We start from the raw sequence: 23,947 nt of genomic DNA, 5'->3' as shown, positions 1-23,947 counted from the left end.
CCGAAAAATGCCCTTCGCCTTGCGAAATTTGGCTATATCAACCCCCACCCCGCCGCCACATTCTGGACCCGCGCCTCGCATGGGCAGGGGCCGAGGAGCCTCTGTGGGTTTGCGAACATCGATCCACCCCATTGCTCCCGGTTACCCTGGCTCTCGCCCGGTGCGGGCGAGGGTGCGTCACCTGGTCTGGTTCATGACGCTCCTTGCGTGGGTTGCCACTGGCCTCGCCTGCGGAGGCGGCAACAAAGATGTCACCTCATCCGCCACGGCGCCCGCCATCACCAGCCAGCCCGCCAGTCAGACCGTGGACCTGGGGCTGCCTGCGACCTTCACCGTTGTCGCCACAGGCTCGGCCCCGCTCCACTACCAGTGGAGGAAGGGCGCCACGGCCGTGGGTTCAGATGCTCCCACCTTGACCCTCCCTGCAGTCCTGACCACGGATGCCGGGACCTACTCCGTGACCGTGTCGAATGCGGCGGGCAGCCTCGTCAGTGACGCCGCCTCCCTCGGCATCCATCCCGCGAACGTGAATCTGGCCCTGGGCCGGCCCGCCACCGCCAGTTCCACCGAAAACGCTGCTCTCCCGGCCTCCCTGGCCGTGGACGGCCTGCCCGGTACCCGCTGGTCCTCCGCCTTCACGGGCGCAGAGTGGATCGCCATCGACCTGGGCTCGTTACGAACCTTCAACCGCGTGATCCTGCGCTGGGAGGCCGCCTATGGGAGGAGCTACCACCTCGAAGCCTCCACGGACGGCTCGGCTTGGACCACGGTCTTCACCCAGGCCAGTGGCCTCGGTGGCGTGGAGGACCTCAGCTTCACCCGTACGGCGGCCCGTTACATTCGGATGCGCGGCACGAGCCGGGGGACGGCCTACGGGTATTCGCTCTTCGAGTTCGAGGTCTACCACGCCGTCCCCTGCACCCTCACGGCCACCGCCGGGGCCCATGGCAGCGTCAGCCCCTCGGGGGCCGTGTCCGTCCTTCCCGGCGGCAGCCAGACCTTCACCATCACCGCCGACAGCGGCTACACCGTGGACACCGTCACGGTGGACGGCATCAGTCTCGGGGCGGTTCCCGCCTACACCTTCGCCCATGTGCAGGGTGACCACACCCTGAGCGCGACCTTCAGAGTGCCGGCGGTGTTCAATGTCACGGCCAGTGCGGGTCCCAATGGCACCATCAGCCCCGCCGGCGTGGTGCCCGTCACCCAGGGCGCCAGTCAGACCTTCACTCTGTCCCCGGCCAGCGGCTTCGCCATCACCGGCGTCACGGTGGATGGCGTGAGCGTCGGCGCGGTGGGCAGCTACACCTTCACCAATGTCCAGGCCCCCCACAGCATCAGCGCCACCTTCGGCACCACCGGCGGCCTGGTCTGGAGCGACGAGTTCACGGGCCCCGACATCGACCCATCCAAGTGGGCCTTCGACCTGGGCAACGGCCCCACCAATCCCGGTCCCCTCTACGGCTGGGGCAACGGCGAGTGGGAGTACTACACCAGCTCCAAGGACAACGCCGCCATCGAGAATGGTGCCCTGGTCATCACGGCCCGCCGCCAGGACTGGGGTGGCTGGCCCTTTACCTCCGCCCGTCTGGTGACCCGCGGCAAGTACAGCTTCAACCAGGGCCGCTTCGTGGCACGCATCAAGATGCCGGAGGGCAACCGGATGTGGCCCGCCTTCTGGCTCCTGGGGGACCGGATGGAGGCCTGGCCCATGTGCGGCGAGATCGACATCGCCGAGATGTTCTGCGGCGCCGTGGGGCGAGGGGACAATGCGGTCTTCGCCACGGCCCACTGGTGGGACGAGAGCTCCTCCCAGCACCTCATGAACGGGGTGACCTATGCCAACCCCACCAAGCTTTCCGCAGACTTCCATGACTACGAGCTGGTCTGGGACGAGCAGTATCTGCGGGGGAAGATCGACGGGGTCGAGTACTGGACCATGGACATCTCTGGTCCCAGCACATCTGAGCTGAAGCAGCACGGCTTCTACATCATCCTCAACCTCGCCGTGGGCTCGCCGGGCTTCGGCATGACCTCGCCCAGCCAGGTGGACGGCCCCATGCCGCAGAAGATGGTCGTGGACTACGTCCGCGTCTACTCGACTCCCGGCTCGACGGTGGAGGACAAGGCGGCCTCTCAGCCCCACGGGACCCTGGGCATCCTGGCGGATGGCACGCCATGCGATGTCTCCATTGATCCCACCACGGGCATGGCCCTCAACCTGTGGAACAACCTCACGACCGTGACGGGAACCCCCAGCGCCGGCGCCACGAGCCTCGCCGTGAGGACCAACGACACCTCCTGGTTCGGGTGCGGCTATGCCGTGACGAGGCGTCGCAACCTGCTCAACTACGCCGGCGGCTACCTGAACTTCTCCCTCAAGACCACCTCCAGCGACGCCTTCAAGGTGGGGCTCAACGGAGGCAACGACGGCGATGCCTGGGTGAGCTTCATCAAGGGGTCGGATCCCTATGGGTTTGTTCGCGACGGCCAGTGGCACCGGGTGGCCATCCCCATGACCCGGTTCGGGAATGCGGACTTCACGGACGTGCGGCAGTTCTTCATGGTCGCCAGCGATGACACCAACGGCCTGCTTGTCACCCCGGGTCAGGTCTACGAGTTCGACGAAATCTACTGGTCCGAGAATGCCCCCGAGAACCTCAGGCGCCCGGTGGGCAGCCGCTTCGGCATCTACACCGACCGGGTCTGCGATGCGGGCTCCTTCAACCCAGCCACCGAGGGTGGTCTGTTGCTCTGGAACAAGGCGAATGGGACCTTGACTCCGGGCACTCCTTTCGAAGGGACCACCGGCCAGGCCTTCACCGCCCCGACTGCCCAGTGGTACGGCCTGGGCTTCACCCCCACGAAGCTCCACGACCTGAGCGCCTTCGCCAAGGGGCACCTCCACATCGCCCTGAAGGTCCCCGCCAGTGTCACCTCGGACTTCAAGCTCGGCCTCAAGAGCCCCGGGGGCACGGCGGTGCGCGAGTCCTGGATCAAGTTCAAGAACGGGGCGGACCCCTATGGCCTGGTGAGGGACGGGCAGTACCACGAGCTTCTGATCCCTGCCGCGGACTTCGTCAACTCCGATCTCAGCGCCGTCGCCATCCTCTTCATGATCGCCGGGGACGGCCCGGCCACCCTTGAGTTCGATGACGTGTATTGGACGGTGGACTGAGGTCAGGTCACGTCAGGGCTTCGTCCACTTCTCGCACCAGCCCAGCACGGTCTCGTACCAGAGCTTGCTGTTCTGGGGCTTGGCGACGAAGTGGGCCTCGTCGGGGAAGTAGAGCAGCTGGCTGGGGACGCCGCGCACCTGGAGGGTGTTGTAGAGCTGGAAGGCCTCGGTGACGGGCACGCGGTAGTCCAGCTCGCCGTGGATGACGAGCATGGGCTTGGTCATCTTCGCGATGGCGCTGCTGGGGCTCTGGGCCTGCCAGCGGGCCTTGGTATCGGCGCTCTCCCAGGGCCAGCCCTTGAACTCCCAGTGGGGGAACCACAGCTCCTCGGTGCCCAACTGCATGGACTCGGTGTTGAAGATGCTGGCGTGGGTCACGAGGGCCGCAAAACGCTCGGCATGGTGACCGGCAATCCAGTTCACGGCGTAGCCGCCGTAGCTGCCCCCGGCGGCAATGACGCGCTTGGGATCGGCGTTGGGAAACTGCTTGAGGACGGCGTCCAGGGTCTTCATGAGGTCGGTCATGACGGCGCCGTTCCAGTCACCGCTGATGGCATCACAGTAGGCCTGCCCGAAGCCTGTGGAGCCGCGGGGATTGGGCAGCACGGTGAGGAAGCCGCGGCTGGCCCAGGCCTGGGCGTTCCACCGGGGATGCCAGGCATCGGCCCAGGCGCCCTGGGGGCCGCCGTGGATGACGAAGGCCACCGGGTAGGTCTTGGCGGGGTCGTAGCCCACGGGCTTGACGATGAAGGCGTGGGTCTTGGTGGCCTTGCCCTCCACGGGAACGGTGTCCACCCAGAGATCCTCGCCCTTGTTGAGGCCCAGCTCCGTGGCCAAGGCCTCGTTGTGCTTCGAGGCGCGAACGACCTTGCCGGTCTTCAGATCCAGGGTGAAGAGATCCGGCGGCGTGGTGAGGCTGGTGGACGTCACCACCGCCTGGTCCTTGGCCAGGGCAAAGCCCTCGATGTGCAGGTCGGTACTGAGACGCTGGACGGTCTTGCCATCCCAGCGGAAGAGGTCCGTGTGGCCCTGCCGCTCGGAAGTGCCCACGAGGTCGCCCTCCTGCCACTGGTAGTCGCCGAAGCTCTGGTCGAAGTCGGCCGTGGTGCGCACGACCTTGCCGGTGGCGCGGTCCATGACCCAGAGCTCCCACTTGTCGGCCTCGAAGCCCTCCCGACGCTGGGCGCGCCAGGCCAGGTGCTTCCCGTCCGGCGAGTAGCGGGGCGAGTTGTCCATGGCCGGGTTGTCCGTCAGCTTTCGCGCCGGTCCGCCGGTGAGCGCCACTTCGTAGATCTCGCCATTGGTGGTGGTGGCCTTGGGCTGGTCCGGGTGGGATTCGAAGGCCAGGGCCCGGCTGTCCGGCGCCCAGGCGTAGCCATCCCCGGCGGAGACACCGGCATAGTTGGGCACGTCCGTGGTGAAGCCCGCGGTGAGGTCCCGCGGCGCGGCGCTGCCATCGGCGGGCACCACGAAGAGGTGGCTCACCTGCTTCGCATCCTTCCACGCGTTCCAGTGGCGGTAGGTGAGGGTGGTGTAGAGGCGGCCCGAGACCTTGGAGGCCTCCTTGGCCTTCAGGTAGGCGGCGTTCTCGGCCTCGTTGCCGCTGGGGACGGTGGTGCTGAGGAAGGCGATCCACTTGCCATCGGGACTCCAGGTCTGGCCCTCGGCGCCGCCGCTGAGCTTGGTGAGCTGGTGCTTCTCCCGGGTGCCGAGGTCCACGATCCAGACCTGGCCGCCGGACTGGTAGGCGAGCTTCTTCCCGTCGGGGCTGAAGCGGGGCCGGGTCTGGCTGCCGCCGCCCAGGTCCAGCTCCTTCGCTACGGTGCCATCAGCTTTGAACCAGAGGCGGTTCACGGTCTTGTTGGCGGCGAAGTCGACGGTGCCCACCTGGTAGGCCAGGGCGCCGGCGGCGCTCAACTGGGGATCGGCGACCTTCTTCACCTTGAAGAGGTCGTCCACCTGCAGTGGGCGTGAGGCAAGCAGGGTTACGGAGGCCGTGAGGAGGAGGGCGGTGCGCATGGAATCTCCCGTCAGTATTCCGACTGCAGGTACCGGGCGATGACCATCCGCTGGATCTCGCTGGTGCCCTCGCCGATGGTGCAGAGCTTCACATCCCGGTAGTACTTCTCCACCGGGTAGTCCTTGATGTAGCCGTAGCCGCCGAGGATCTGCACGGCCTGGTCGGCGACGCGGCAGGCCACCTCGGAGCTGTAGAGCTTGGCCATGCTGGCGGCCTTGGCGTAGGGCAGGCCCGCGTCCTTGAGGCCCGCGGCGCGGTAGATGAGCAGGCGGGCGGCCTCGATCTCGGTGCCCATGTCCGCCAGCTTGAACTGGATGCCCTGGTGGTCGGCCAGGGGCCTGCCGAAGGTGTGGCGGATCTTGCTGTAGCGAACGGCCTCCTCGAAGGCGCCCTGCGCCATGCCCAGGCCCAGCGCGCCGATGCTGATGCGGCCACCGTCGAGGGTCTTCATGGCCTGCTTGAAGCCCACACCGTCGTCGCCCAGCAGGTTGGCCTCGGGGACTTTGACATCCTCCATGATCAGCTCGGAGGTGTCGCTGGCGCGGAGGCCCAGCTTGTTCTCCTGCTTACCGGCCCGGAAGCCGTTCATGCCCTTCTCCAGCACGAACGCGCTGATGCCGTCGGCGCTGCTGTGCCCGGGCTGGGGCGGACGGGTGCGGGCCATGACCACGAAGAGGTCGCCCACGGTGCCGTGGGTGATGAAGGTCTTGGTGCCGTTCAGGACGTAGTGGGAGCCCTCCTTCTTGGCCGTGGTGCGGAGTGAGCCCGCATCGCTGCCGGAGCCGGGCTCGGTGAGCCCCCAGGCGCCGATGGCCCTGCCGCTGGCCAGGGGCACCAGGTAGGCCTGCTTCTGGCGCTCGTCGCCCATGCTGTAGATGTGGTTGCTGCAGAGGCTGTTGTGGGCCGCCACGGTGATGCCGACGCTGCCATCCACGCGGGAGAGCTCCTCGACCACCACGGCGTATTCCAGGTAGCCCATGCCGGCACCGCCGTACTGCTCGGGGAAGATGACGCCCATCATGCCCATCGCGCCCAGCTGCTTCACCACGTCCAAGGGGAAGGTCTTGGCCTCGTCCCAGGCCATGACATGGGGGCGGATTTCCTTCTCGGCGAACTTGCGGACCTCCTGGCGCAGGGCTTCGACGTGCTCAGGCAGCGTGACGTCCATGGGGACCTCGGATCAGCGGAGGGTGGCGACCGTGGTGGGCTTGGCGCGCTGGAGCAGCTGCTTCTTCTGCAGCAGCGCCTCGGCCTCCGGCATCACGTCCAGGGCCTTGAGGATGACGGGATCCTTCTCGCACTGGATCTTGAAGCCCGCCTCGATGCCGAAGGCCACGTTCTGCAGCTCGATGGAAATCTGCTCCTGCATGGTGGCGAGGTTGGCGTCCCAGTCCTTGTCGCCCACCGTCAGCTTCTGCTCCAGGGCCCAGGCGCGGAACCGAGCCATGACCACGTCATCGGCGTGCTGGCCGGGTTTGACGCCGAAGTGCTCCTTCTCGTGGACCGCGAAGCGGAAGAAGGCCTGGTGGCGGAAGCGCAGGTCCACCATGAACTCGTTGAAGCGGAGGGTGGGCATGGGGTAGTCGGGGTTGATGCCGCCGCCCCCGTAAACAGTCCGGCCGAGGTCCGTCTTGAAGGCCGGGCCCTGGGGCTTGGCGTCCTTCTCGTCCTCCGGGTTGTAGTAGTCGTCCAGGCCGTGGGTGTAGTCCCGCTGGATGCTTCGTCCCGAGGGGGTGTAGTAGCGGGCGGTGGTGAGGGCGAGTCCCCGTGAGCGGCTGATGGTCAGCACGCTCTGGACCAGGCCCTTGCCCCAGCTGGTCTGGCCCACGACCAAGCCGCGGTCATGATCCTGCACGGCACCGGTGACGATCTCGCTGGCGCTGGCCGAGCCGCGGTTGATGAGGATGACCAAGGGGAAGGGGTCCAGCTGGGCGCCCTTGCTGCTGCGGGTCTGGTTCTCCTCGCGCCCGTCGCGACCCTTCTGGCTGACGATGAGCTGATCGGGTCCCAGCAGTTGCCGGCAGATGCCGATGGCCGCATCCAGCACGCCGCCGCCGTTGCCCCGCAGGTCGAGGATGAGCTGCTTCATCCCCTGCTTCTTCAGGGTGGCCACGGCCCGCTCGAACTCGTCGGCCGTGGTCTCGCCGAAGTCCTTGATGAGGATGAAGCCCGTGGTGGGGTTCAGCATGAAGCTGTAGTAGACGCTGTTGGTGGGCACCTCGGCCCGGGGGATGGAGAAGCGCAGGAACTCGGCGATGCCCGAACGGTGGACGGCGAGCTCCACGATGGTGCCCTTCTCGCCCCGCAGCTTCTGGAGGGCGGCGTTGGAGGTCATGCCCTCGGTGCTGGTGCCGTCGATCTCCTTGATGATGTCGCCGGAGCGCACGCCCAGGCGCTCGGCCGGGCCACCCTTCATGGGGCTGATGATGGCGATGCCCTGGTCGTGCTGCTGGATGATGGCGCCGATGCCGAAGAAGGAGCCCTTCTGCTCCTCGCGCAGCAGGCGGAACTCGCTCTCGTCCATGTAGTTGGAATGGGGATCCAGGGTGTTCAGCATGCCCTGGATGGTGGCGTGGGTCAGCTGCCGGGGCGCGGGGGGCTCGGGACTCTGCTTCTGGACCAGGTCCATGATCTCGGTGAGGGTGTCCAGGCTGCGCTGGCGGGCGGTCTCGCCGCTGGAGCGGGCGAGGAGGGGGCCGGCCACGGCGATGGTGGCGGTCAGGACCAGCCACATCCAGTTGCGCTTGATGAAACGGGCCATGAGGCTCCCGGGGAAACAACCTCCAGGATACGCCCGGGCCGTTCCGGGAGCGAATGGCGGTTTGTTCAGAAGCCCTGGAGGATCCGTGTCGCGATGGACATCATGCGTTCCCGACTGGCCCGGGTAGCCAGGATGATGCTCTCGAGCTGCCGGTAGCCGAGCTCAAGGTCGTCATTCATTACCAGGTAGTCGTAGGCGGGGAACTGCTCCAGTTCGTGGCGGGCGTGCTTGAGCCGGATGGCGATCTGCTCGTCCGAGTCCTTGCCTCGGCTGCGCAGGCGCTGCTCCAGGCTGGCGGCCGAGGGGGGCAGGATGAAGATCATCCGTGCATCGGGAATGGCCTCGCGCAGGTTCCGGGCGCCGGTGGTCTCGATGTCCAGCAGCACATCCCGGCCCGTGGCCAGGGTCTGCTGGAGCCAGTCCCGGCCCGTGCCGTAGCGGTGGCCGTAGACCTGCACCCACTCCACGAAGCCGTCCTCGCGGACAATGGCGTCGAAGCGGGCCTCGTCGATGAAGAAGTAGTCGCGGCCGTCCACCTCGCCGGGACGGGGTTTCCGCGTGGTGAAGGAGATGGAGAAGACGAGGTCCGGTAGCGAGGCGACCAGGCGCTGGGCGAGGGTGGACTTGCCCGCGCCCGACGGCGCGGAGACCACGAACACATTTCCCGGATGCTGGATCAAGGGCCCCTCCTCCCCCACTTTAACGGATTGGGCCCTGGCGGCGCCGCTTCCCGGGCGTAGCATGGGCGCCTGGAGGTCTTCATGCGCGCTCAGGTCCTCGCCCTCGGATGCATCCTGGCCCTTTCCGCCCAGGAAAGCCCCTTCCCCAAGCCCACCGCCCACCATCTGGCCATGAAGGACATGGTCGGGACCTGGACCGCCGTGGCCCGGATGTACATGGAACCCGGGAAGCCGCCCATGGTGTCCAAGGGGACCGAGGTGAACACCCTGGTGGCGGGTGGGCTCTGGCTCAAGACCGAGCTGAAGGCCGAGATGATGGGCCAGGTCTTCGAAGGCCACGGCCTGTTCGGCTACGATGCCCGCCAGAAGGCCCACGTGGGGAGCTGGGTGGACAGCTCAGACACCTGGATGGCCGTGACCAAGGGGACCTGCTCGCAGGACTGTCGGGAGCAGACGCTCTTCTTCGACGGCTATGACGAAGCCGGCCGGCTCACGACCCACAAAGAGGTCCACGTCCAGGTGGACCGGGACCACCGCACCATGACGATGTTCGTGAAGGCGAAGGACGGCACCTTCAAGAAGGTCATGGACATGGAGTACGTCCGGGCCAAGTAGCCGTCCTACAGGGGTTCCTCAGGATCCTGCTCCGGAGGGGGCGGGGGCACCCGCTTGAAGATCGCCGAGGCGCTGCGCCGCCCGTCCATGACGATGTGGACCGGGGCTTCGAGGGTGGTGTGGACCAGGCAGCCCGAACGCCAGGTCTCGGGCTGCTGGCGGAGCCAGTCCCAGTCGAGGACGCTGGCGCCCCGGGGGTAGGGCACCGTGAAGTAACCGATGTTCAAGGAGGTCACGTTGTGGAAGAAGTGCGAACCCAGCGAGGCGTCCGCCTGGAAGTTCTCCATGGCGTACTCCACGATCACCTGGGCGCAGGAGATCATGGACCACTGGATGGGGATGCCCAGGTGCTGATCGTTGCTGCCCCAGCGGCCGGGGCCCAGCAGCACGTACTTTCCGCCTCCGGTCCGGAACCGGTCGTTGAGGCGCTCGATCTCCGCCGCCAGAGCGGGTGTCTCGAACTTGTCGAAGCCGTCTGGATCCACCCAGACGATGTCGCGCAGGCCCTCGACCACCCCGTTGCCCACGCACCGTTCCGAGAACAGGAAGAGCCCGGAGGGATCGAGGGTCTCGGGGTCCAGGTTCACTTCGGCCGAGTCCATGAGCTGGTGCTTGATCTGCAGGAGGGTGAAGGTGGGCTTGCCGTTGACGGGGTCCTTGTCGAGGTTGACGGCAAACTCGAGCTCGACCGGGGTCTCCATGGCGTCGCGGATCACCTCCAGCAGGTGCTGGAGGATCCTGGGCAGGGGGAACTGGTCGTACTTGAGGATGTTCCGGAAGTTCACGACCCTGGGCCCCGGGTGGTCGAGACCATCCCGGATCCGGTCGTCATTCCAGTCCCAGACCGACGCGCAGTGCTGGAGGGCGCCATCCTTCTCGGCCTCGGCGATGTCCAGGCTGAGCAGGGTGGCGTCCTCGCCGCTGTAGAGGTCGATGGCCGTGCGGCTCATGTCGAGGGCGTAGAAGTGCTTCTGGGTGGTGCGGAACTGCTCCTTGGGGGGCAGCATGTCCATCTCGGGATAGGGAGGCGAGAACCGGTAGGCCTTGTCACCCTCCACGACATACTTCCCCAGGCCCACGGCGAGGTTAGCGATGCCGTCCTGGGGTTGGGTGTAGGCCACGGGGTAGTAGTTGAAGGACTGGGCCACCCCTGAGATGTGGGGGTAGAAGCGGTCCCCGAAGCGGCGCCCGGAGACCTCCTGGATGAGGATGGCCATCTGCTCCTCCTCGATCTTGTAGTCGATGGCCTGGAAGTACGAGCGCGCCGCCTTGGTGTAGACCGAGGCATAGACCAGCTTGATGGCTTCGGCCAGCTGGGCCTCCCGGACGCCGGGGTCCGGGTCGTTGTTGGGCAGGAAGAAGGTGTTGTAGAGCCCGGCGAAGGGATGCGAGAGGCTGTCCTCAAGCAGGCCCGAGGAGCGCACGGCCACGGGCCCTCGGGCGTGGTTCGCCAGGAAGATGCGCAGCTTGGCCATCAATTCGGGCGACAGGGAACCCGTGAGGAAGCGGCGCTTGATGAGGTCGTCGTCCACGTCGTTCTGCAGCATCTGGCGCAGGCCATGGCGGCTGATGAAGGAGGTGAACTCCTCGGTCCCGATGATGGCGGAGCGGGGAATTCGGATGTTGGCCTCGGGCACGAGGCCGCCCAGGTCCATGCGGGCCAGGAGGGAGTGGATGAAGGCCACGCCGCGCCCCTTGCCGCCCATGGAGCCCGGTGCAAGGCGCAGGATGTTCGGCTCGTCCTTCGGCGTGGACTCCGTCAGGGGAACGACCTTGCCGAGGGTCTTCATGCGCTGGACGTAGTCGCCGACGTTGATGAGGAAGGCGCGCATCTCCTCCGGGTCCCGGTAGTCGGAGATGCGGAACTTCCCCAACACCTTGGCCACCTGCACCTCCCCGCGGGCCATGATCCAGGCGGAGAAGTGGTTCCGCGAGGCGTGGTAGACCAGGGACTCGACGGGTACGGTGCGCAGCTTGGCCTGGAGGTCTTCCATGTTGACGGCCCGGACGAGCTCCTGGCCCTGCTCGTTGCGGAAGATGAAGTCGCCGAAGCCCAGGCTTTCGTGGAAGAAGGCCGAGAGCTCGGCGCCGAGCGTGTACGAGTTCTTGTTGAGGAAGCCACTCTGGATGGCCGTGGCCCAGGATTCCTTGAAGGGGTCCGAGGATTGCAGCAGGGTGGGCAGGTAGGGGTTCCGGTCCTTCACCGCCTTGATGAGCTTGATGCCGGCCTCCCGGTCCAGCAGCCCGTCCTTGGGATACTTCCGGTCGGTGATGACGCAGAGCAGGAAGTCCTGGTACCGCTCTGCGAGGGCAATGGCCTCCTCATAAGTGGTCGCCAGGATGACCTTGGGCCGGACCCGCATGGAGAGGGTGCGGGTCATGCCGTCCACGTTCTGGTCCTTGGCGAGCCGCGTGACCTGCTTCAGGATCTCGCTGTAGAGGATGGGCAGGTACCGCGAGTAGTAGCGGATGCTGTCCTCCACCAGCAGGATCACGCGGGTGAGCCCCACCGCCGTATCGTTCTCGAGGTTGGCCCGGTCCTCCATGTACTTGACCATGGCCATGAAGATCTCGGAGTTGCCGTTCCACACGAAGATCTGGTCGTAGTTCCGCTGCAGCTCCTGGCGGCGCCGGTCGAGGGCACCCACTTCCACGTTGTCGTTGAGCAGGAGGTAGATGGGCGTGCGGGGTGAGGCCTTCTTCAGGGCCTTCGACAGCTCCACGTGGCCGCCCTGGCCCAGCCGGCTCATGACGATGATCATGTCGAAATGGCGGTTGGAGCACTTCTCCAGGGCCTCTTCCATGGTGGAGACGTTGGTCACCCGGGGCGGATTGCTCATGTTGAGCTGGTAGTAGCCCTCGAACAGGATCTCCGTGAGCAGGCCGTCCTGTTCCAGCGTAAACGCATCGAAGGCCGGGGCCACCAGCAGGATCTCCCGGGCCCGGAGCGGCATCAGGTCGTGGAAGATCTCCTTGTCCGATGCGTACTTGCGGAAGATCTCATTGAACTCACTGCTGATCATCGGTGCCCCAGGTTCCAGGAAGTGTACCGGTCTGCACAGAAAAGGGGGCCGCGAGCGGCCCCCTTTTCTGTGACTGCGAATGGCTGGTGCTTACACGAGCCCCTGGTCGATCATCGAGTCGGCGACCTTGAGGAAGCCGGCGATGTTCGCGCCGTTCACGTAGTTGCCGGGGGTGCCGAAGCGGCCCGCGGCGTCCACGCAGGACTTGTGGATGTTGATCATGATCTGGTGCAGGCGGGCATCCACTTCCTCGGCGGTCCAGCCCAGGCGCATGGAGTTCTGGCTCATCTCGAGGCCCGAGGTGGCCACACCGCCGGCGTTGGAGGCCTTGCCGGGGGCGAACAGGATCTTGTCCGTGTTGGCCTGGAAGAACTCGACGGCCTCCAGGGTGCTGGGCATGTTGGCGCCTTCGACCACGGCCAGGCAGCCGTTGGCCAGCAGGGTCTTGGCCTCGTCCAGGTTCAGCTCGTTCTGGATGGCGCAGGGCAGGGCCACGTCCACCTTCTGCTCCCAGGGGCGCTTGCCCGCGTGGAACTGGGCGGTCTTGAACTTGGCGGCGTAGGGGGCCACGGACATGCGGTCGATGCGGAGCATCTCTTCCATGTAGGCGATCTTTTCGCCGCTGATGCCGTCGGCGTCGTAGATGTAGCCGTCAGGACCGGAGATGGTGACGACCTTGGCACCCAGCTGGGTGGCCTTGGTGACCGCGCCCCAGGCAACGTTGCCGAAGCCGGACACCGCGACCTTCTTGCCCTGCATGGTCTCGCCCTTGGTCTTCAGCATCTCTTCAGCGAAGTAGACCACGCCGTAGCCGGTGGCCTCGGGGCGCACGAGGCTGCCGCCCCAGTACTGGCCCTTGCCGGTGAGCACGCCGGTGAACTCATTGGCGAGCTTCTTGTACATGCCGAACATGTAGCCCACTTCGCGGCCGCCCACGCCGATGTCGCCCGCGGGCACGTCGGTGTTGGGCCCGATGTGGCGGAAGAGCTCCATCATGAAGGACTGGCAGAAGCGCATGACCTCGGCATCGGACTTGCCGTTGGGGTCGAAGTTGGAGCCGCCCTTGCCGCCGCCCATGGGCAGGCCGGTGAGGCTGTTCTTGAAGATCTGCTCGAAGCCCAGGAACTTCAGCGTGTCGAGGGTGACGTTGGGGTGGAAGCGGATGCCGCCCTTGTAGGGCCCGATGGCGCTGTTGAACTGCACGCGCCAGCCTGGATTGATGCGGATGATGCCCTTGTCGTCCACCCAGGGCACCCGGAAGCCGATGGCGCGCTCGGGCTCCACGAGCCGCTCGAGGATGGCGTTCTTCTTGTACTTCGGTTCCTTCTCGAGGACCGGCGCCAGGGAGTGCAGGATCTCGGTGGCCGCCTGGATGAAGAGGCTCTCCCAGGGAGCCTTCTTCTTGAGGCCCTCTAGGACTTCGTTGACGTACTGGCTCATGGTTCCTCCAGGAAGGAAGGTGTTGAGAAAGAAGGGCACGTGCCCGGGGTGGTGATCAGAAGGGGGTGTCCCGCAGGGCCCGTCCCGAGGCTGCGATGACGTGTTCCAGGGTCAGAAACAGGACGACATGACTCTAGCCTCAGGAAGGGCGGGCGGCGAGGCCAAGGAATCAAGAGGTGATGGGGAGCACTAAAAAGGGGACAATTGGGGCTCTTTTCCGACCACCGATTGACGGAATGTCAAGCAACCCGAACCTGCGCCAAGGACTCGCCGCGGGCACCACCGCCAAGGAGGGAACCCCTTTTGGGGCGTCAGGCCTGGCTTTTGCGCGTGGCGGCCCCGGGGACCTTCGCCGTGCCCACCAGGCGGTAGAGGCGGGGCAGGTGGGTGAGCGTCCGGGATTCCGGGGCCAGCCCCCGCCAGGGCGTGGCCCTGGCGTCCCTGGCCAGCACCACGGCGATCGTCTTCTTCACTTCGACCACGAGGATCTGGTGCTGCTCGAAGCGGGGATCCCGCATGGCCCAGACCTGGCCGGGAAGGACCCTGCGTGATTCCGCGGGGAGTCCCTTCCAGGTGGCGAGCTCCCGCGCCTCGCGCTGCTGGGCTAGTTCGGCCAGGCGCTCCTGCTGGGCCGCCCGCTTGGCCTTCCGCCCCTCCTGGGCCTGCAAGGCCTCGTCATGCAGCTTCTGTTGCGCCTGCCGATGCTGCTCCCGGAAGGGCTCCTCGGCCCACTTCTGAGCGGCCCCCGGCGTCCGGAACGGGCCCTTGATGCCCTCGACCCCCTGCCGGGAGGCCCACCAGCCCTTCTTGCCCTTCCAGTAGGCGGCCTTGCGGCCCCACTGGAAGATGTCGGCCCCGGCCTGGATCCACTGCGCCGCAAAGGGTGCTTTCGCCATGGCCTGCTCCTCCGTGTCCGTATCCACGGCCATTGTCTGCCGTTTCAGGAGAAGGGTCGATACCGCGGGACTGGTGGCCCCACGCTGGACAGCCCCGGAAGGATTGCTCCGGCCTAGGCTGGCAGGCCCAGGCAGACGTCAAGGCGACGAACCTCGCCTGTGCGCTGGAAGATGGTCTCGCTGGTGACGGCATCCAGGGACAGGCCTCTGAGGAAGTCCACGGCTCCTGCCGTCCGGATAATCCGGATGCTGGGAGCGCCCATCCGGTGGACCACCACGGGAACCTGGCAGAAGGTGAAGGCGAAGGATCCTGGCTCCAGGTCCAGGTGGTCGGGCTCCCCCTCGACATCCAGGAAGGAGAATCTGGCCTGCTCTCTCAGGAACTCACCATGGGGCACGAGCCAGGGCAGGAACGCGATGCGCCCCTGCGAGAGTTGGACCCCCATCTCGCCCAGGCGGCTGAGGATGTCCTCCTTGACCTGCCCCGTCATGCCCGGCTGCTGGGCGCCGGCAAACCCGGTGGTGTGGGAGTAGGGATCAATGGGGATCGCCCCGTGTAGGGCGGGGGGCTTGTGCACGCCGAGACCGGCGCGGATCGCCCGGTAATGCGCCTCGAGGCGGTTGCCGACTTCAGGGGCACCCCCGGCGGTGCGCTGCTTCGTCTCGTCCACGGCCAGGAGCAGCTTCGACACCATGTGCCAGTAGATGCAGCCCAGGCCTTCGTACTTGTAGAACGTGCCGGAGCGCCCCGTGAAGGACTGGTGGTCGAAGACCTGCTCGTAGAGTGCGAGCAGGCTGGATTCTTCCGCTTCCACTAGGCCGCGGAGGTCACCGAGCTTCAGGCCGTCGAGGGCTTCGCGGAGGTGGCCGGCATTGCGGAAGGCGGCGTTGAAGTGGACCTGCCCTTCGACATCACGGGTCACCAGGCGCTCGTCCCCGGCGGCCAGGAGGGCCGTCAGCAGGGGCGACGCATTGACGGACGGGTCCGGGAGGATGTTCTTCTCCAGGAAGTGGGGCAGTGGCCGGTCCGGGTAGAGGAGGTAGCTCGCCTGGTCGGCGCGGTAGAGCGCGCTCGATTGCAGGCCATCCAGGAGCGCCGCGGACTGTTCCCCCGAGAGGACGCCGGAGCTGAGCACGGCCACCTGGCCTTCGAGCATCTCGTAGAGCGGACGAACCGCGATCCCGTCCCCGACGACCTTCATCACGTGGTACGAGTGGTAGAGCCCATCGGGCCGCTGATTCTGCCGGATGGCGTGGTCGATGTGCTGCAGCGCCACCTCCAGGAAGCCGAGGAGGCGGTCCACTGGCACCTGGACCCTGGCTCCCGAGAACCCCCCGCCATAGACCTCGGTCCGGTAGGCCGTACCGGCCTGGCCCAGAGCATCCAGGACCTGTTTCCGTTCCTGGTCCGAGGTGGCCTCGCCGAATTTCGGCGGATGAGCGGCCAGGGCGCGATCCACGCCCTCCAGGAACCTGGAGAGCTCCTCTGCCAGCTCGAGCCTTCCCCCGGGCGCCTCCGGCAGGAGCTCCATGCAGAAGGCCAGATACCGCCGAAGGTAGTAGAGCGTCACCATGGACACGCCGTAGCCCACCAGGGCGTTGTTGGCGTCGTTCCACTCCGGTCGCTGGGTGTTCATCCAGATGCCAGCTTCCGGGACATAGTTCGCCAGCTTGGAGAGGGCCACCAGCAGGAGCTTCTCGCCGAGGCTGGCCCGGACCGGTCCGTGGGCGCCCGGAACGGCGAGCCCATCCGCGCCCAGGGTCTGCGCCCGTTTCAAGGCCTCCTCGTGGGCCGCCTCATCGAAGGCGATGGTGTCGTGCGGGTTGGCCAGCATGTCTGGGTAGGGCTTGATGCGGTAGGGGACATCGGCATAGGTGAAGATCTGCCGATCCAGCAGACCCCTCAGCAACCGCGGGTCGAAGCGGCGGGAGGCCTCCAGCAGCTTGAGCAGGTAGATCACCTGGTGGTCGCCCCAGTAGCCGATGAAGGACCAGGGATCCTGGGGATCGCTCACCTCCCAGTCGAAGCCGACCCGCATCAAGCGGTAGGGGTTGTGCCCATCCACCGTCGAGCAGTCGGCGAACTTGAAGATCATGCTCTCCAGGAAGCCGGGGAATGCATGGCCCAGGGCCTCCCAGTTCTGGAAGATGTCGCGCCAGTTGCCCTCGTAGTTGAGGATCTTCCCGCCCTGCTCATCCCTGACTTCGATCGAGAAGCTGTTCCAGGGCCGGCTGGGATCCCCATGCCGGCGGCTGAAGGTGAGGGGCAGGTATTCCTTGGTCAGACGCTCGAGGTCCAGGTCGCCCATGGCGGTCACGCGGTCGATCAGGTCGCGGTGCTGCAGGTGGTCCGGCAACTGCGCCAGGAACGGCGCATGTCGCAGCGCCACCGCCTTATTCGATTGGGCCAGGAAGGACGCCAGATCGCTCCGGGAGATGCGGTAGCCGTCGTCGGGAACGCCCCCCCGCAGCAGGTTGAACAGGGTGTTCGAGAAATGCCGCTGGGCGTTCAGCGGGTCCCCTGTGAGCTGCAGTCCGTCGGAGCTGGCCACGATCCGCTGCAGGTTGCGGGTGCCCCTCGCCACGTCCTCCAGGAGCTCGGCCTTCAGGCTGGATTCGGACTCCAGGCGGTGCTTCAGGGCGACGACCGCTGTGGCGTCTTGGTTGAGCTCGGCCACGATGAGCCAGTCCTTCTGCTCGCCGCCGCCCAGGGAGAAGCCCGAATGCAGGAGGTAGGCGCCCCGTTGCCCGCGGATGTCGCCCTCCTCGCGGAGGGCGGCTCCCAGCCGGAAGGCCTTGAGCTGGGTGGTGGAGAGCAGGCGCTGGGCAGCTTCCAGCCCGGTGGACCAGACCAGGTTGACCCGCAGCGCTTCACTCGGCTCGGGCTTGTCCACGGGCACTGAGCTCAGGCGGAACAGGGCGAGACCCGAAGGCTTGAGCAGCTCGGTGCGCTTGTACCCGTCGACGAGGGTGCTGAACTCCACCTGGAAGCGCCGCTCGACGCCCGCAGGCAGGACGTTCTGGACGCCATCGACGAGCTGGACCTGGACCTTCTCCTGCCCCTGGTTGGTGAGCAGGGCCCGCCGGACGAACCCGAAGCGTTCGCTGTTCATCCAGGCATAGCGGAAGGTCAGGCCCAGGTCGTGGTTGATCTCCTCGAACAGGATCTTGTTGCCATAGACGCTCTTGTACAGGCTGCGAGTGACCTGGTACAGGCCCTCGAGGCGCTGGCTGAAGGGCTCCCAGAGGGAGGTCCGCTCCCCGGAGCTGATGCGGAGGAGGGTCAGGCTGCCGGTCTGATCCTGGCTGTCGTGGATCCGGTCGTCGGTGTAGTACGGGAAGAGCGCGTGCTCCGCATCCTTCCGCCCGGCGGTGAGGGCACCATTGCTCGAGATGAAGAGCCAGTGGTCCGAGTCGCTCACCAGGCTCATGAAGAAGGGCGCCATCGCATCGTGGTTGGTGATGCGGTAGTAGGACTCGCCCTCGAATTCCACAATGGAACCCTCGACCGCCAAGCCGGGGTTCTTCAGGATTGCATCCGCTACATGGGTGGCTGGCATACGCTCATCTCTCCGGGAATCCATCAGGCCTCGCTTGCGGCCCCTTTTTTGCGGCTGGCCAGGTCCTTCTCGATCTGGACCATCTTCTGGTCATCCAGGGGGTAGGCCTTCATGAGGACGGCGGCCACGACCAGCATCAGGGCGGGGATGAGGCTCATGGAGAGCCGGATGCCCAGCAATGACGTGGCGGACTGCTCCTGGTTGGCGAGGTACCCGAAGCCGGTCAGGAGCAGGCCCGTCACCCAGGCGCCCAAGGCGAGCCCGATCTTCATGCCGAAGACCGCGGACGCGAACACCAGCCCCGTGTTCCTTCGACCCAGGCGCCACTCGGCGTCATCAGCCGTGTCGGCGAACATGGCCCAGACCAGGGGTGAGTTGAACCCGATGATGAAGCTGGCCAGGATCTGGAGCGCGAACATGAGCCCGATGTCCGTGGGCTTGGCCAGCCAGAAGCCGCCGATGATGAGGCCACCGATCCCGATGGCCGCGATGAAGAGAGTCTTCTTGTCGAAGTGTTTCGCGATGGTGGGCGTGATGACCACCGCCGCCAGGAAGGCGAGGGCGTTGGCCACCAGGAAGGGGCCGAGGAGGTCGTTGCGCTGGACGTAGTACTTGAAGTAATAGGCCGAGACTGAGCCCCGGAGGACGAAGGACATGATCATGATGATCAACACCCCGAGCATCACCACGAAGGCGCGGCTGGTGAGCATGCTCTTCAGGTCCTCCTTGAAGTCCGGATTCTGATCCTCGGGCGGGGTGACCCGCTCGCGCGTTGTCGCGAAGCAGAGGATCAGAAGGATGACCGCGAACGCGCCGTACAGGACCATGGTCATCTGCCACCCCTTGGCCGGGTCGGAGGGCAGGGTGAGAAAGTCCCGGGACAGGAACCAGCGCACCCATTCGATGGGGTGCGCCAGGAAGCTGTGCTGGGCGCGCAGGGCCGACGACATCCCGAACCACTGGGCCAGGCTGGGCGTGCAGTACTGGACCAGGACCGCCACGGAGAAGGCCCCGACGAACCGGAAGGAGGCCAGGGAGGTGCGCTCCTTGGAGTTGGGCGTCATCACCCCGAGCAGGGCGCTGTAGGGGATGTTCACGGCCGTGTAGAGCAGCATCAGGAGGCAGTAGGTCACATAGGCATAGAGAAGCTTGCCGCCGGGGCCGAGGTTGGGCGTCGTGAAGGTGAGGACGCCGGCCCCGGCCAGAGGGACGGCGAACCAGAGCACGTAGGGGCGGAAGTGACCCCAGCGGGTCTTGGTGCGGTCCGCGATGGTTCCCATGATCGGGTCGGCCACGGCGTCCATGACCCGGGTCACCAGCATCATGGTGCCGACGGCTCCGGCAGAGATGCCGAACACGTCCGTGTAGAAGAAGATGATGAAGAACTCGAAGGTCTTCCAGTAGAAGTTGGAGGCCGCATCGCCCAGGGAGTAGCCCACCTTCTCCCCGAAGGACAGACGGCCTTCTTCGAGCTCCGCGGCTGCGGGGACGGGATTGCCTTCGGCTGCGCTCACGGGAACCCCCACATCAGGTCATGGACAAGGAGATGGACCACCGCACGGTCTCACCGGGTGGAACCACGCGGTACTGGTGCCATGACTCCATGGCCTCCAGCAGGGAATCCGGGGCGCCCGTGCAGGGCTCCAGGGCGAGGTGATGGAAGCCGCCGTGGCCGCGGTTGATCCAGAGCCCCAGGAAGGGCACGTCGGCTGCGTCCCAGCGGAGCTCCAGCCGGTCGCCGGTCTGCTCGTTCCGGATGGCGCCGCGGCCGATCTCCAGGGGGCCGGCGAAGCCCTTCACGCAGCCCCCGGGCATGCCGGGGACCTCGCCGGCGTCCAGCCTCAGGCCGGGGAAGGGTTCCGGGTAGGCCCAGACATCGCCACGGGCGATGGCGGTCCCGAGTCCTCCGTCCAGGCGCAGACTCCGCACTTCGGCCGGAAGCTCGAGGCGGTCCCCCGGCTCCAGGGTCAGGAGGGGATGGAAGGACCACAGGTACGGCTCGGGCTGGTCGCCCCCATTGGTGAGGGCGTAGTCGAAGATGAAGGCGCCATCCTCTCCGACCCGGATGGCACGGCGGAATGTGAAGGGCGTGATCGCCAGCCGGAGGGAAGCCGCGAGCTCCTGCCTGGCCAGGGCCTCGGCCTCCAGATGCCAGGACTGAAACCAGACCTCGCCGTGATCCGGCAGCTCCCGCTCCAGCACCCGGCAGGCAGCCACGGTGGGCACGCACTCGTCGATGCCAGCCTGGGGGCTGTCCCCAAAGGTGTCGCCCGCGGCATTGCGCCAGAGCCAATCGGGGCGGGGCTGATGCCAGCACCACTCCCGCCCGGACTTCAGGCTGCGCAGGCTGATGATCCTACCCCCCAGCTCCGGGACCATGAGCAATTCGGCGGTGGCGCTGCGGAGCCCGCGCACCCTGAAACCCTGCTCGATCGACGTGGAGACGCCCACCAGGTTCATGTCAGCGCCCCAAATCTTTGGGGGGCTGGCGTCCCCGGCACGGTCAGCATCCCGGGCTCACTTCGACCAGAATACGCGGTCAATGTGGATGGGGTTCGTGGGAGTGCTGTAGGCCGGCTTGCCGGTGTTGCTGAACACGTCGGCGACCACGAAGGGGTTGGAGACCATGGTCATGTCGAGCTTCGAGAGCGACGCCAGGGGCATCCCTGAACCCATGGCACCCCACGGCGTGAGGGCGCTGATGGGGATCTTCACGTCATGCCAGGCGCCGTCGTTGTAGTAGCCGTAGTTGCCGGGCGCCAGCGGGAGGAAGACGTTGTAGAGGGTGAGGTCGACGGGGTTGCCGGTCTGGAAGCCGACCAGGAGCGAGCCGGGATACGTGGTCTTGATGCTGAAGTTGAGGTAGCCGGCCGTGGCGAAGGCGCTCAGGTCGTCGGCGTGCTTGGTGTAGGCCTGGGCCACGCCCCAGCCCCAGGGCTGGGGACCGGGCGTGATCAGCATACTGGTCGTGCCCTCCGCCGCCGTGGTCGTGGTGGGCACCGCGGAGGTGTTCCAGGTCCATCCGGCCCAAGCGAGGGGCGCGGCGGGCAGGGCTTCGCCGGCGGTGGCCGTCTCGGCGTAGAGCGTGTACCTTCCGGCCGTGACCGCGGGGTTCTGGACGGTGGGGAGGTAGTGCAGTGCGTCCGCGCTCGTATAGGTGCCGGGCTCCCAGGTGGAGGCCGGGTAGAGCCCGCGCACCACGAAGCGGGCCTGACGGCCGACGTTGAAGAGGCCCCAGCCATCGTCGCCACCCTTCCAGGGCTCGTCGAAGGCCTCGAACCAGAAGATGTTCTTGGGACCCGAACCGGAGATGCGCCAGGCGCTCAGGAGGTTGAAGAAGATCTGCTGATTGACCGGGTGGGCCCGCTCGAACTCGCCCCCCGTCGGCACGGCCTTCCAGCCGGTCTCGCCGATGACGATGGGCAGGGCGGCGTAGCCGGTCTTGTCCAGGTAGGTGCGGGCATCGTTGTAGTTCTGCTGGGCGAAGGCGAGCGCGGCACCCATCATCGCCGCAGCCCGACCCGAGGCGGGCACATCCGTCTGCTTCCAATCCCACGGCTGCCCATACAGGGTGTCGAGCAGGGCATAGGTATGGATGGAGACGAAGTCGAGGGTGTTAAGCAGGTAGGTCGGAGCCGAGGCGAAGAAGGCGTAGTTGTCGTCGGTGGTGACGGGCTGGGCGATGGCCGACCGCACCTGGGTGATGTAGGAGGCCATCTGGGCCGGGGAGACCGGATTGCCCGCCCAGCTGACCATGCACTCGTTGCCGACGCTCACCACCAGCACGAGGTCGGGGAAGGCGTTCGCCAGGGCGATGCAGCGGGCAATCTCCAACTGGTTGGCCTGCTCGATGGCGGGGACATCGGCCGGTGCGGCGTATTTCGTGCTGGAGATCCAGCAACCGAGGTGCACCTTGATGTCCAGGTGATTGTTCTTGATGATCTGCAGGGTCTGCTTGGCCACCTTGTCGGAACTGTCGAACAGCCGGATCAGGGTGAAGTTCCCCTGGGCGAGCAGGTTCAGGTCCTGGGTGATCTGGCCCACGGTGGGCGTTTCGGTCTGGATGTTCCCCGTCCGGTAGGGCGAGTAGGCCACCGCGGTGCGGGTGAGGTATTCCGTGGGCAGCGGGCGGATGGACTTGGCATCGACGGTTCCGGGCACGACACCGCCGCCGCCGCAGGAGGTCAGCGCGGCCACGAACAGGAGGCCGAGGAATGAGCGGAGGACCCGGGTGAGAGCTAGATTGGACATGGCTGGGTTCCTTTTGGGCTCAGAGGACATAGAGGAGGCCGACCAGCGCCCAGTTGCCGCTCCGGGCCACCCGGGAGTCAACCCCGGTGAAGGCGGAATTCGTCGGCATGGACATGGGCGACAAGCCCAGGCGGCCGTAGCGGACCATGCCGACGCCAGCATAGGCGGACAGGCCACGTCCGAAGTCGTACTGCACGCCAGTGGTGTTGAAGTTCGCCCAGTTGCTCTGACCCCGCTCGGAGGGGTTCGCCGTGGAAGCGGTGCCCAGAATCTGACCGGCGAGCCAGGCGGACCACTTGTCGCGGCGGTAGCGCAGGGCCGCAAAGCCGTCCGTGGAGGTGGCGGAGTAGCCGGGGTTGGCAACACCATCGCGGGTTCCACCCCAGTCCACGTTGAACATGTTGTTCCACTGGGCGGGGGGTCCGGCGACGGTGATGACGGCATCGGCACCGCTCCAGCGGTTCGACCGGAGGCCGCCGGACACCTGCCAGTGCGCGTCGATGTCGTAGCGGGCCATGACCATGGCCATGCCCTGCCCCGCGCCGCCGATCTTGGCGTCGTCCTGGGGGAAGGGCGTCAGGCCCGTGAAGGGGCCGTGACCCCAGGCCTGGGGGTTGCCGTTCCGGGTGTCCTGCACGATGAGGTCCACCACCAGGCCGGCGTTGTGATACTGCGCATAGAACTCCCAGAAGCGGGGCTTGTGGATCTTGAAGGCGGTGTTGCCCTGGTCGTAGGTGGCCTCCAGGACGAGGTCCCCGCTGAAGACATCGAAGGGGCGGGAGGTGTACCGGATGGCCTTGGTCAGCAGGCCGTAGCCGGCGCCGCTCTGGGCCCACTCGTTGGCCAGGCCCACGGAGGTGCCATAGGGGTAGTCCGCCACGCTCCAGCCCCGGGCGACCATCTTGCCCACGGCCAGCCGGCCGTAGTCCTCGTGGCTGATGGCCACATTCTCTTCGTACATAAAGCCAGGCACGTCGACGGTGCTCGGCACACCCATGCCGCCGCGCCAGCGCTGGCTGACCATGGCCGAGGCCTTGAATCCGCCGCCCAGGTCGAACTTGACCCCCAGCCAGGGCTGGAAGAGCCAGACGTTGGTGGGCTCAGTGCCGAAGCGGGTCCCGGGCACGAGCTGGTCGGCCCACTGCTGCTGCTTGGTCGCATCGTTGAAGAGCTGGAGGCGTTCGTTGAAGTTGCTGGTGCGGGCCCCCTCGTACTTGGCGAAGGCATTGAGGCTGAAGGGCCCGTACTGGAGGGCCTGGGCCTGGGCGCTCTGGCCAGCCCAGCACCCGAGGAGCAGGAGCCCGGCCATGGCTCCCCTGGGACCCGGGGCTGATCGGGAAGGAGGCGCCTGGTCACGATCCGTGGCGGTCCGGAGGGATGGGATGCGCATGGGGAGCCTTCTCAGAAAGGGTCCGGTGAAGGGAGCGGCGGGCCAGGCAGCGGGCGAATGACTGTCATGAGGCCCAGATGCTCGGTCCCTCCGCGGGTTCGCGAACGTCGACGATGGATTGAGCAAAGCTGAT

14 protein-coding genes are annotated in these 23,947 nt (G+C 66.5%); 2 read left to right on the top strand and 12 right to left on the bottom strand.

The annotated features are described in order from the left end of the window. The first annotated feature begins 193 nt into the window (after positions 1-193). On the top strand, positions 194-3,178 hold the full coding sequence (locus WAS25_RS11735) for a discoidin domain-containing protein (RefSeq protein ID WP_422312284.1): 2,985 nt from the start codon (positions 194-196) through the stop codon (positions 3,176-3,178). A gap of 12 nt (positions 3,179-3,190) precedes the next feature. On the opposite strand, the gene WAS25_RS11730 is transcribed toward WAS25_RS11735, so the two are convergent. The 4 genes from WAS25_RS11730 to gmk all read right to left on the bottom strand — a co-directional run bounded on the left by WAS25_RS11730 (position 3,191) and on the right by gmk (position 8,639). Continuing rightward, on the bottom strand, positions 3,191-5,197 hold the full coding sequence (locus tag WAS25_RS11730) for a prolyl oligopeptidase family serine peptidase (protein ID WP_422312282.1): 2,007 nt from the start codon (positions 5,195-5,197) through the stop codon (positions 3,191-3,193). An 11-nt stretch (positions 5,198-5,208) separates the two neighbouring features. After that, positions 5,209-6,366, bottom strand: coding sequence for an acyl-CoA dehydrogenase family protein (locus WAS25_RS11725; RefSeq protein WP_422312280.1), 1,158 nt, complete (start codon positions 6,364-6,366; stop codon positions 5,209-5,211). Between the two features lie 12 nt (positions 6,367-6,378). After that, entirely contained in the window at positions 6,379-7,959 is a 1,581-nt protein-coding gene (locus tag WAS25_RS11720; RefSeq protein WP_422312278.1) for a S41 family peptidase, read from the bottom strand. A 65-nt stretch (positions 7,960-8,024) separates the two neighbouring features. Next, a complete protein-coding gene (gmk, locus tag WAS25_RS11715; protein ID WP_422312276.1) occupies positions 8,025-8,639 on the bottom strand; it encodes a guanylate kinase in 615 nt (204 codons plus the stop codon). An 81-nt stretch (positions 8,640-8,720) separates the two neighbouring features. On the opposite strand from gmk, the gene WAS25_RS11710 reads away from it, so the two are divergent. Beyond that, on the top strand, positions 8,721-9,254 hold the full coding sequence (locus WAS25_RS11710) for a DUF1579 domain-containing protein (protein ID WP_422312274.1): 534 nt from the start codon (positions 8,721-8,723) through the stop codon (positions 9,252-9,254). 5 nt (positions 9,255-9,259) lie between these two features. Here the strand turns inward: WAS25_RS11710 and WAS25_RS11705 are convergent, their stop codons facing one another. The 8 genes from WAS25_RS11705 to WAS25_RS11670 all read right to left on the bottom strand — a co-directional run bounded on the left by WAS25_RS11705 (position 9,260) and on the right by WAS25_RS11670 (position 23,733). Continuing rightward, complete coding sequence (locus tag WAS25_RS11705; protein WP_422312272.1) at positions 9,260-12,277, bottom strand: PEP/pyruvate-binding domain-containing protein; 3,018 nt, start codon at positions 12,275-12,277, stop codon at positions 9,260-9,262. A 90-nt stretch (positions 12,278-12,367) separates the two neighbouring features. Continuing rightward, the gene (gdhA, locus tag WAS25_RS11700) at positions 12,368-13,717 is read right to left on the bottom strand and encodes an NADP-specific glutamate dehydrogenase (RefSeq protein WP_422312270.1); all 1,350 of its coding nucleotides are present in this window, start codon (positions 13,715-13,717) and stop codon (positions 12,368-12,370) included. Between the two features lie 311 nt (positions 13,718-14,028). Continuing rightward, positions 14,029-14,613 (bottom strand): hypothetical protein, encoded by a 585-nt coding sequence (locus WAS25_RS11695; protein WP_422312268.1) that lies wholly within the window; start codon positions 14,611-14,613, stop codon positions 14,029-14,031. Positions 14,614-14,726: 113 nt separating this feature from the next. Next, positions 14,727-18,173 carry a hypothetical protein gene (locus WAS25_RS11690; protein WP_422312266.1) on the bottom strand — a complete coding sequence of 1,149 codons (3,447 nt, stop codon included), beginning with the start codon at positions 18,171-18,173 and terminating at the stop codon, positions 14,727-14,729. Positions 18,174-18,196: 23 nt separating this feature from the next. Further along, positions 18,197-19,687: an MFS transporter gene (locus tag WAS25_RS11685; protein WP_422312264.1), complete on the bottom strand. Its 1,491-nt coding sequence runs from the start codon at positions 19,685-19,687 to the stop codon at positions 18,197-18,199. A gap of 13 nt (positions 19,688-19,700) precedes the next feature. Then, positions 19,701-20,633 carry a hypothetical protein gene (locus tag WAS25_RS11680; protein ID WP_422312262.1) on the bottom strand — a complete coding sequence of 311 codons (933 nt, stop codon included), beginning with the start codon at positions 20,631-20,633 and terminating at the stop codon, positions 19,701-19,703. Positions 20,634-20,690: 57 nt separating this feature from the next. Then, complete coding sequence (locus WAS25_RS11675; protein ID WP_422312260.1) at positions 20,691-22,424, bottom strand: hypothetical protein; 1,734 nt, start codon at positions 22,422-22,424, stop codon at positions 20,691-20,693. Between the two features lie 19 nt (positions 22,425-22,443). Beyond that, the gene (locus WAS25_RS11670) at positions 22,444-23,733 is read right to left on the bottom strand and encodes a hypothetical protein (protein ID WP_422312258.1); all 1,290 of its coding nucleotides are present in this window, start codon (positions 23,731-23,733) and stop codon (positions 22,444-22,446) included. Positions 23,734-23,947 lie beyond the last annotated feature (214 nt).

Origin of the sequence: Geothrix sp. (genome assembly GCF_049292215.1) — a bacterium.
Classification (GTDB): domain Bacteria; phylum Acidobacteriota; class Holophagae; order Holophagales; family Holophagaceae; genus Geothrix.
The sequence above is the reverse complement of the archived record's forward strand: the minus strand, read 5'-3'. Positions and strand labels throughout refer to the sequence as shown.

What these genes read in the sequence shown, in the direction of transcription:
- WAS25_RS11695 (WP_422312268.1), bottom strand. Translation starts at nt 14,613, where the DNA reads ATGGCGAAAGCACCCTTTGCGGCGCAGTGGATCCAGGCCGGGGCCGAC.
- WAS25_RS11710 (WP_422312274.1), top strand. Translation starts at nt 8,721, where the DNA reads ATGCGCGCTCAGGTCCTCGCCCTCGGATGCATCCTGGCCCTTTCCGCC.
- WAS25_RS11670 (WP_422312258.1), bottom strand. Translation starts at nt 23,733, where the DNA reads ATGGCCGGGCTCCTGCTCCTCGGGTGCTGGGCTGGCCAGAGCGCCCAG.
- WAS25_RS11725 (WP_422312280.1), bottom strand. Translation starts at nt 6,366, where the DNA reads ATGGACGTCACGCTGCCTGAGCACGTCGAAGCCCTGCGCCAGGAGGTC.
- WAS25_RS11705 (WP_422312272.1), bottom strand. Translation starts at nt 12,277, where the DNA reads ATGATCAGCAGTGAGTTCAATGAGATCTTCCGCAAGTACGCATCGGAC.
- WAS25_RS11720 (WP_422312278.1), bottom strand. Translation starts at nt 7,959, where the DNA reads ATGGCCCGTTTCATCAAGCGCAACTGGATGTGGCTGGTCCTGACCGCC.
- WAS25_RS11690 (WP_422312266.1), bottom strand. Translation starts at nt 18,173, where the DNA reads ATGCCAGCCACCCATGTAGCGGATGCAATCCTGAAGAACCCCGGCTTG.
- WAS25_RS11730 (WP_422312282.1), bottom strand. Translation starts at nt 5,197, where the DNA reads ATGCGCACCGCCCTCCTCCTCACGGCCTCCGTAACCCTGCTTGCCTCA.
- WAS25_RS11680 (WP_422312262.1), bottom strand. Translation starts at nt 20,633, where the DNA reads ATGAACCTGGTGGGCGTCTCCACGTCGATCGAGCAGGGTTTCAGGGTG.
- gdhA (WP_422312270.1), bottom strand. Translation starts at nt 13,717, where the DNA reads ATGAGCCAGTACGTCAACGAAGTCCTAGAGGGCCTCAAGAAGAAGGCT.
- WAS25_RS11675 (WP_422312260.1), bottom strand. Translation starts at nt 22,424, where the DNA reads ATGTCCAATCTAGCTCTCACCCGGGTCCTCCGCTCATTCCTCGGCCTC.
- WAS25_RS11735 (WP_422312284.1), top strand. Translation starts at nt 194, where the DNA reads ATGACGCTCCTTGCGTGGGTTGCCACTGGCCTCGCCTGCGGAGGCGGC.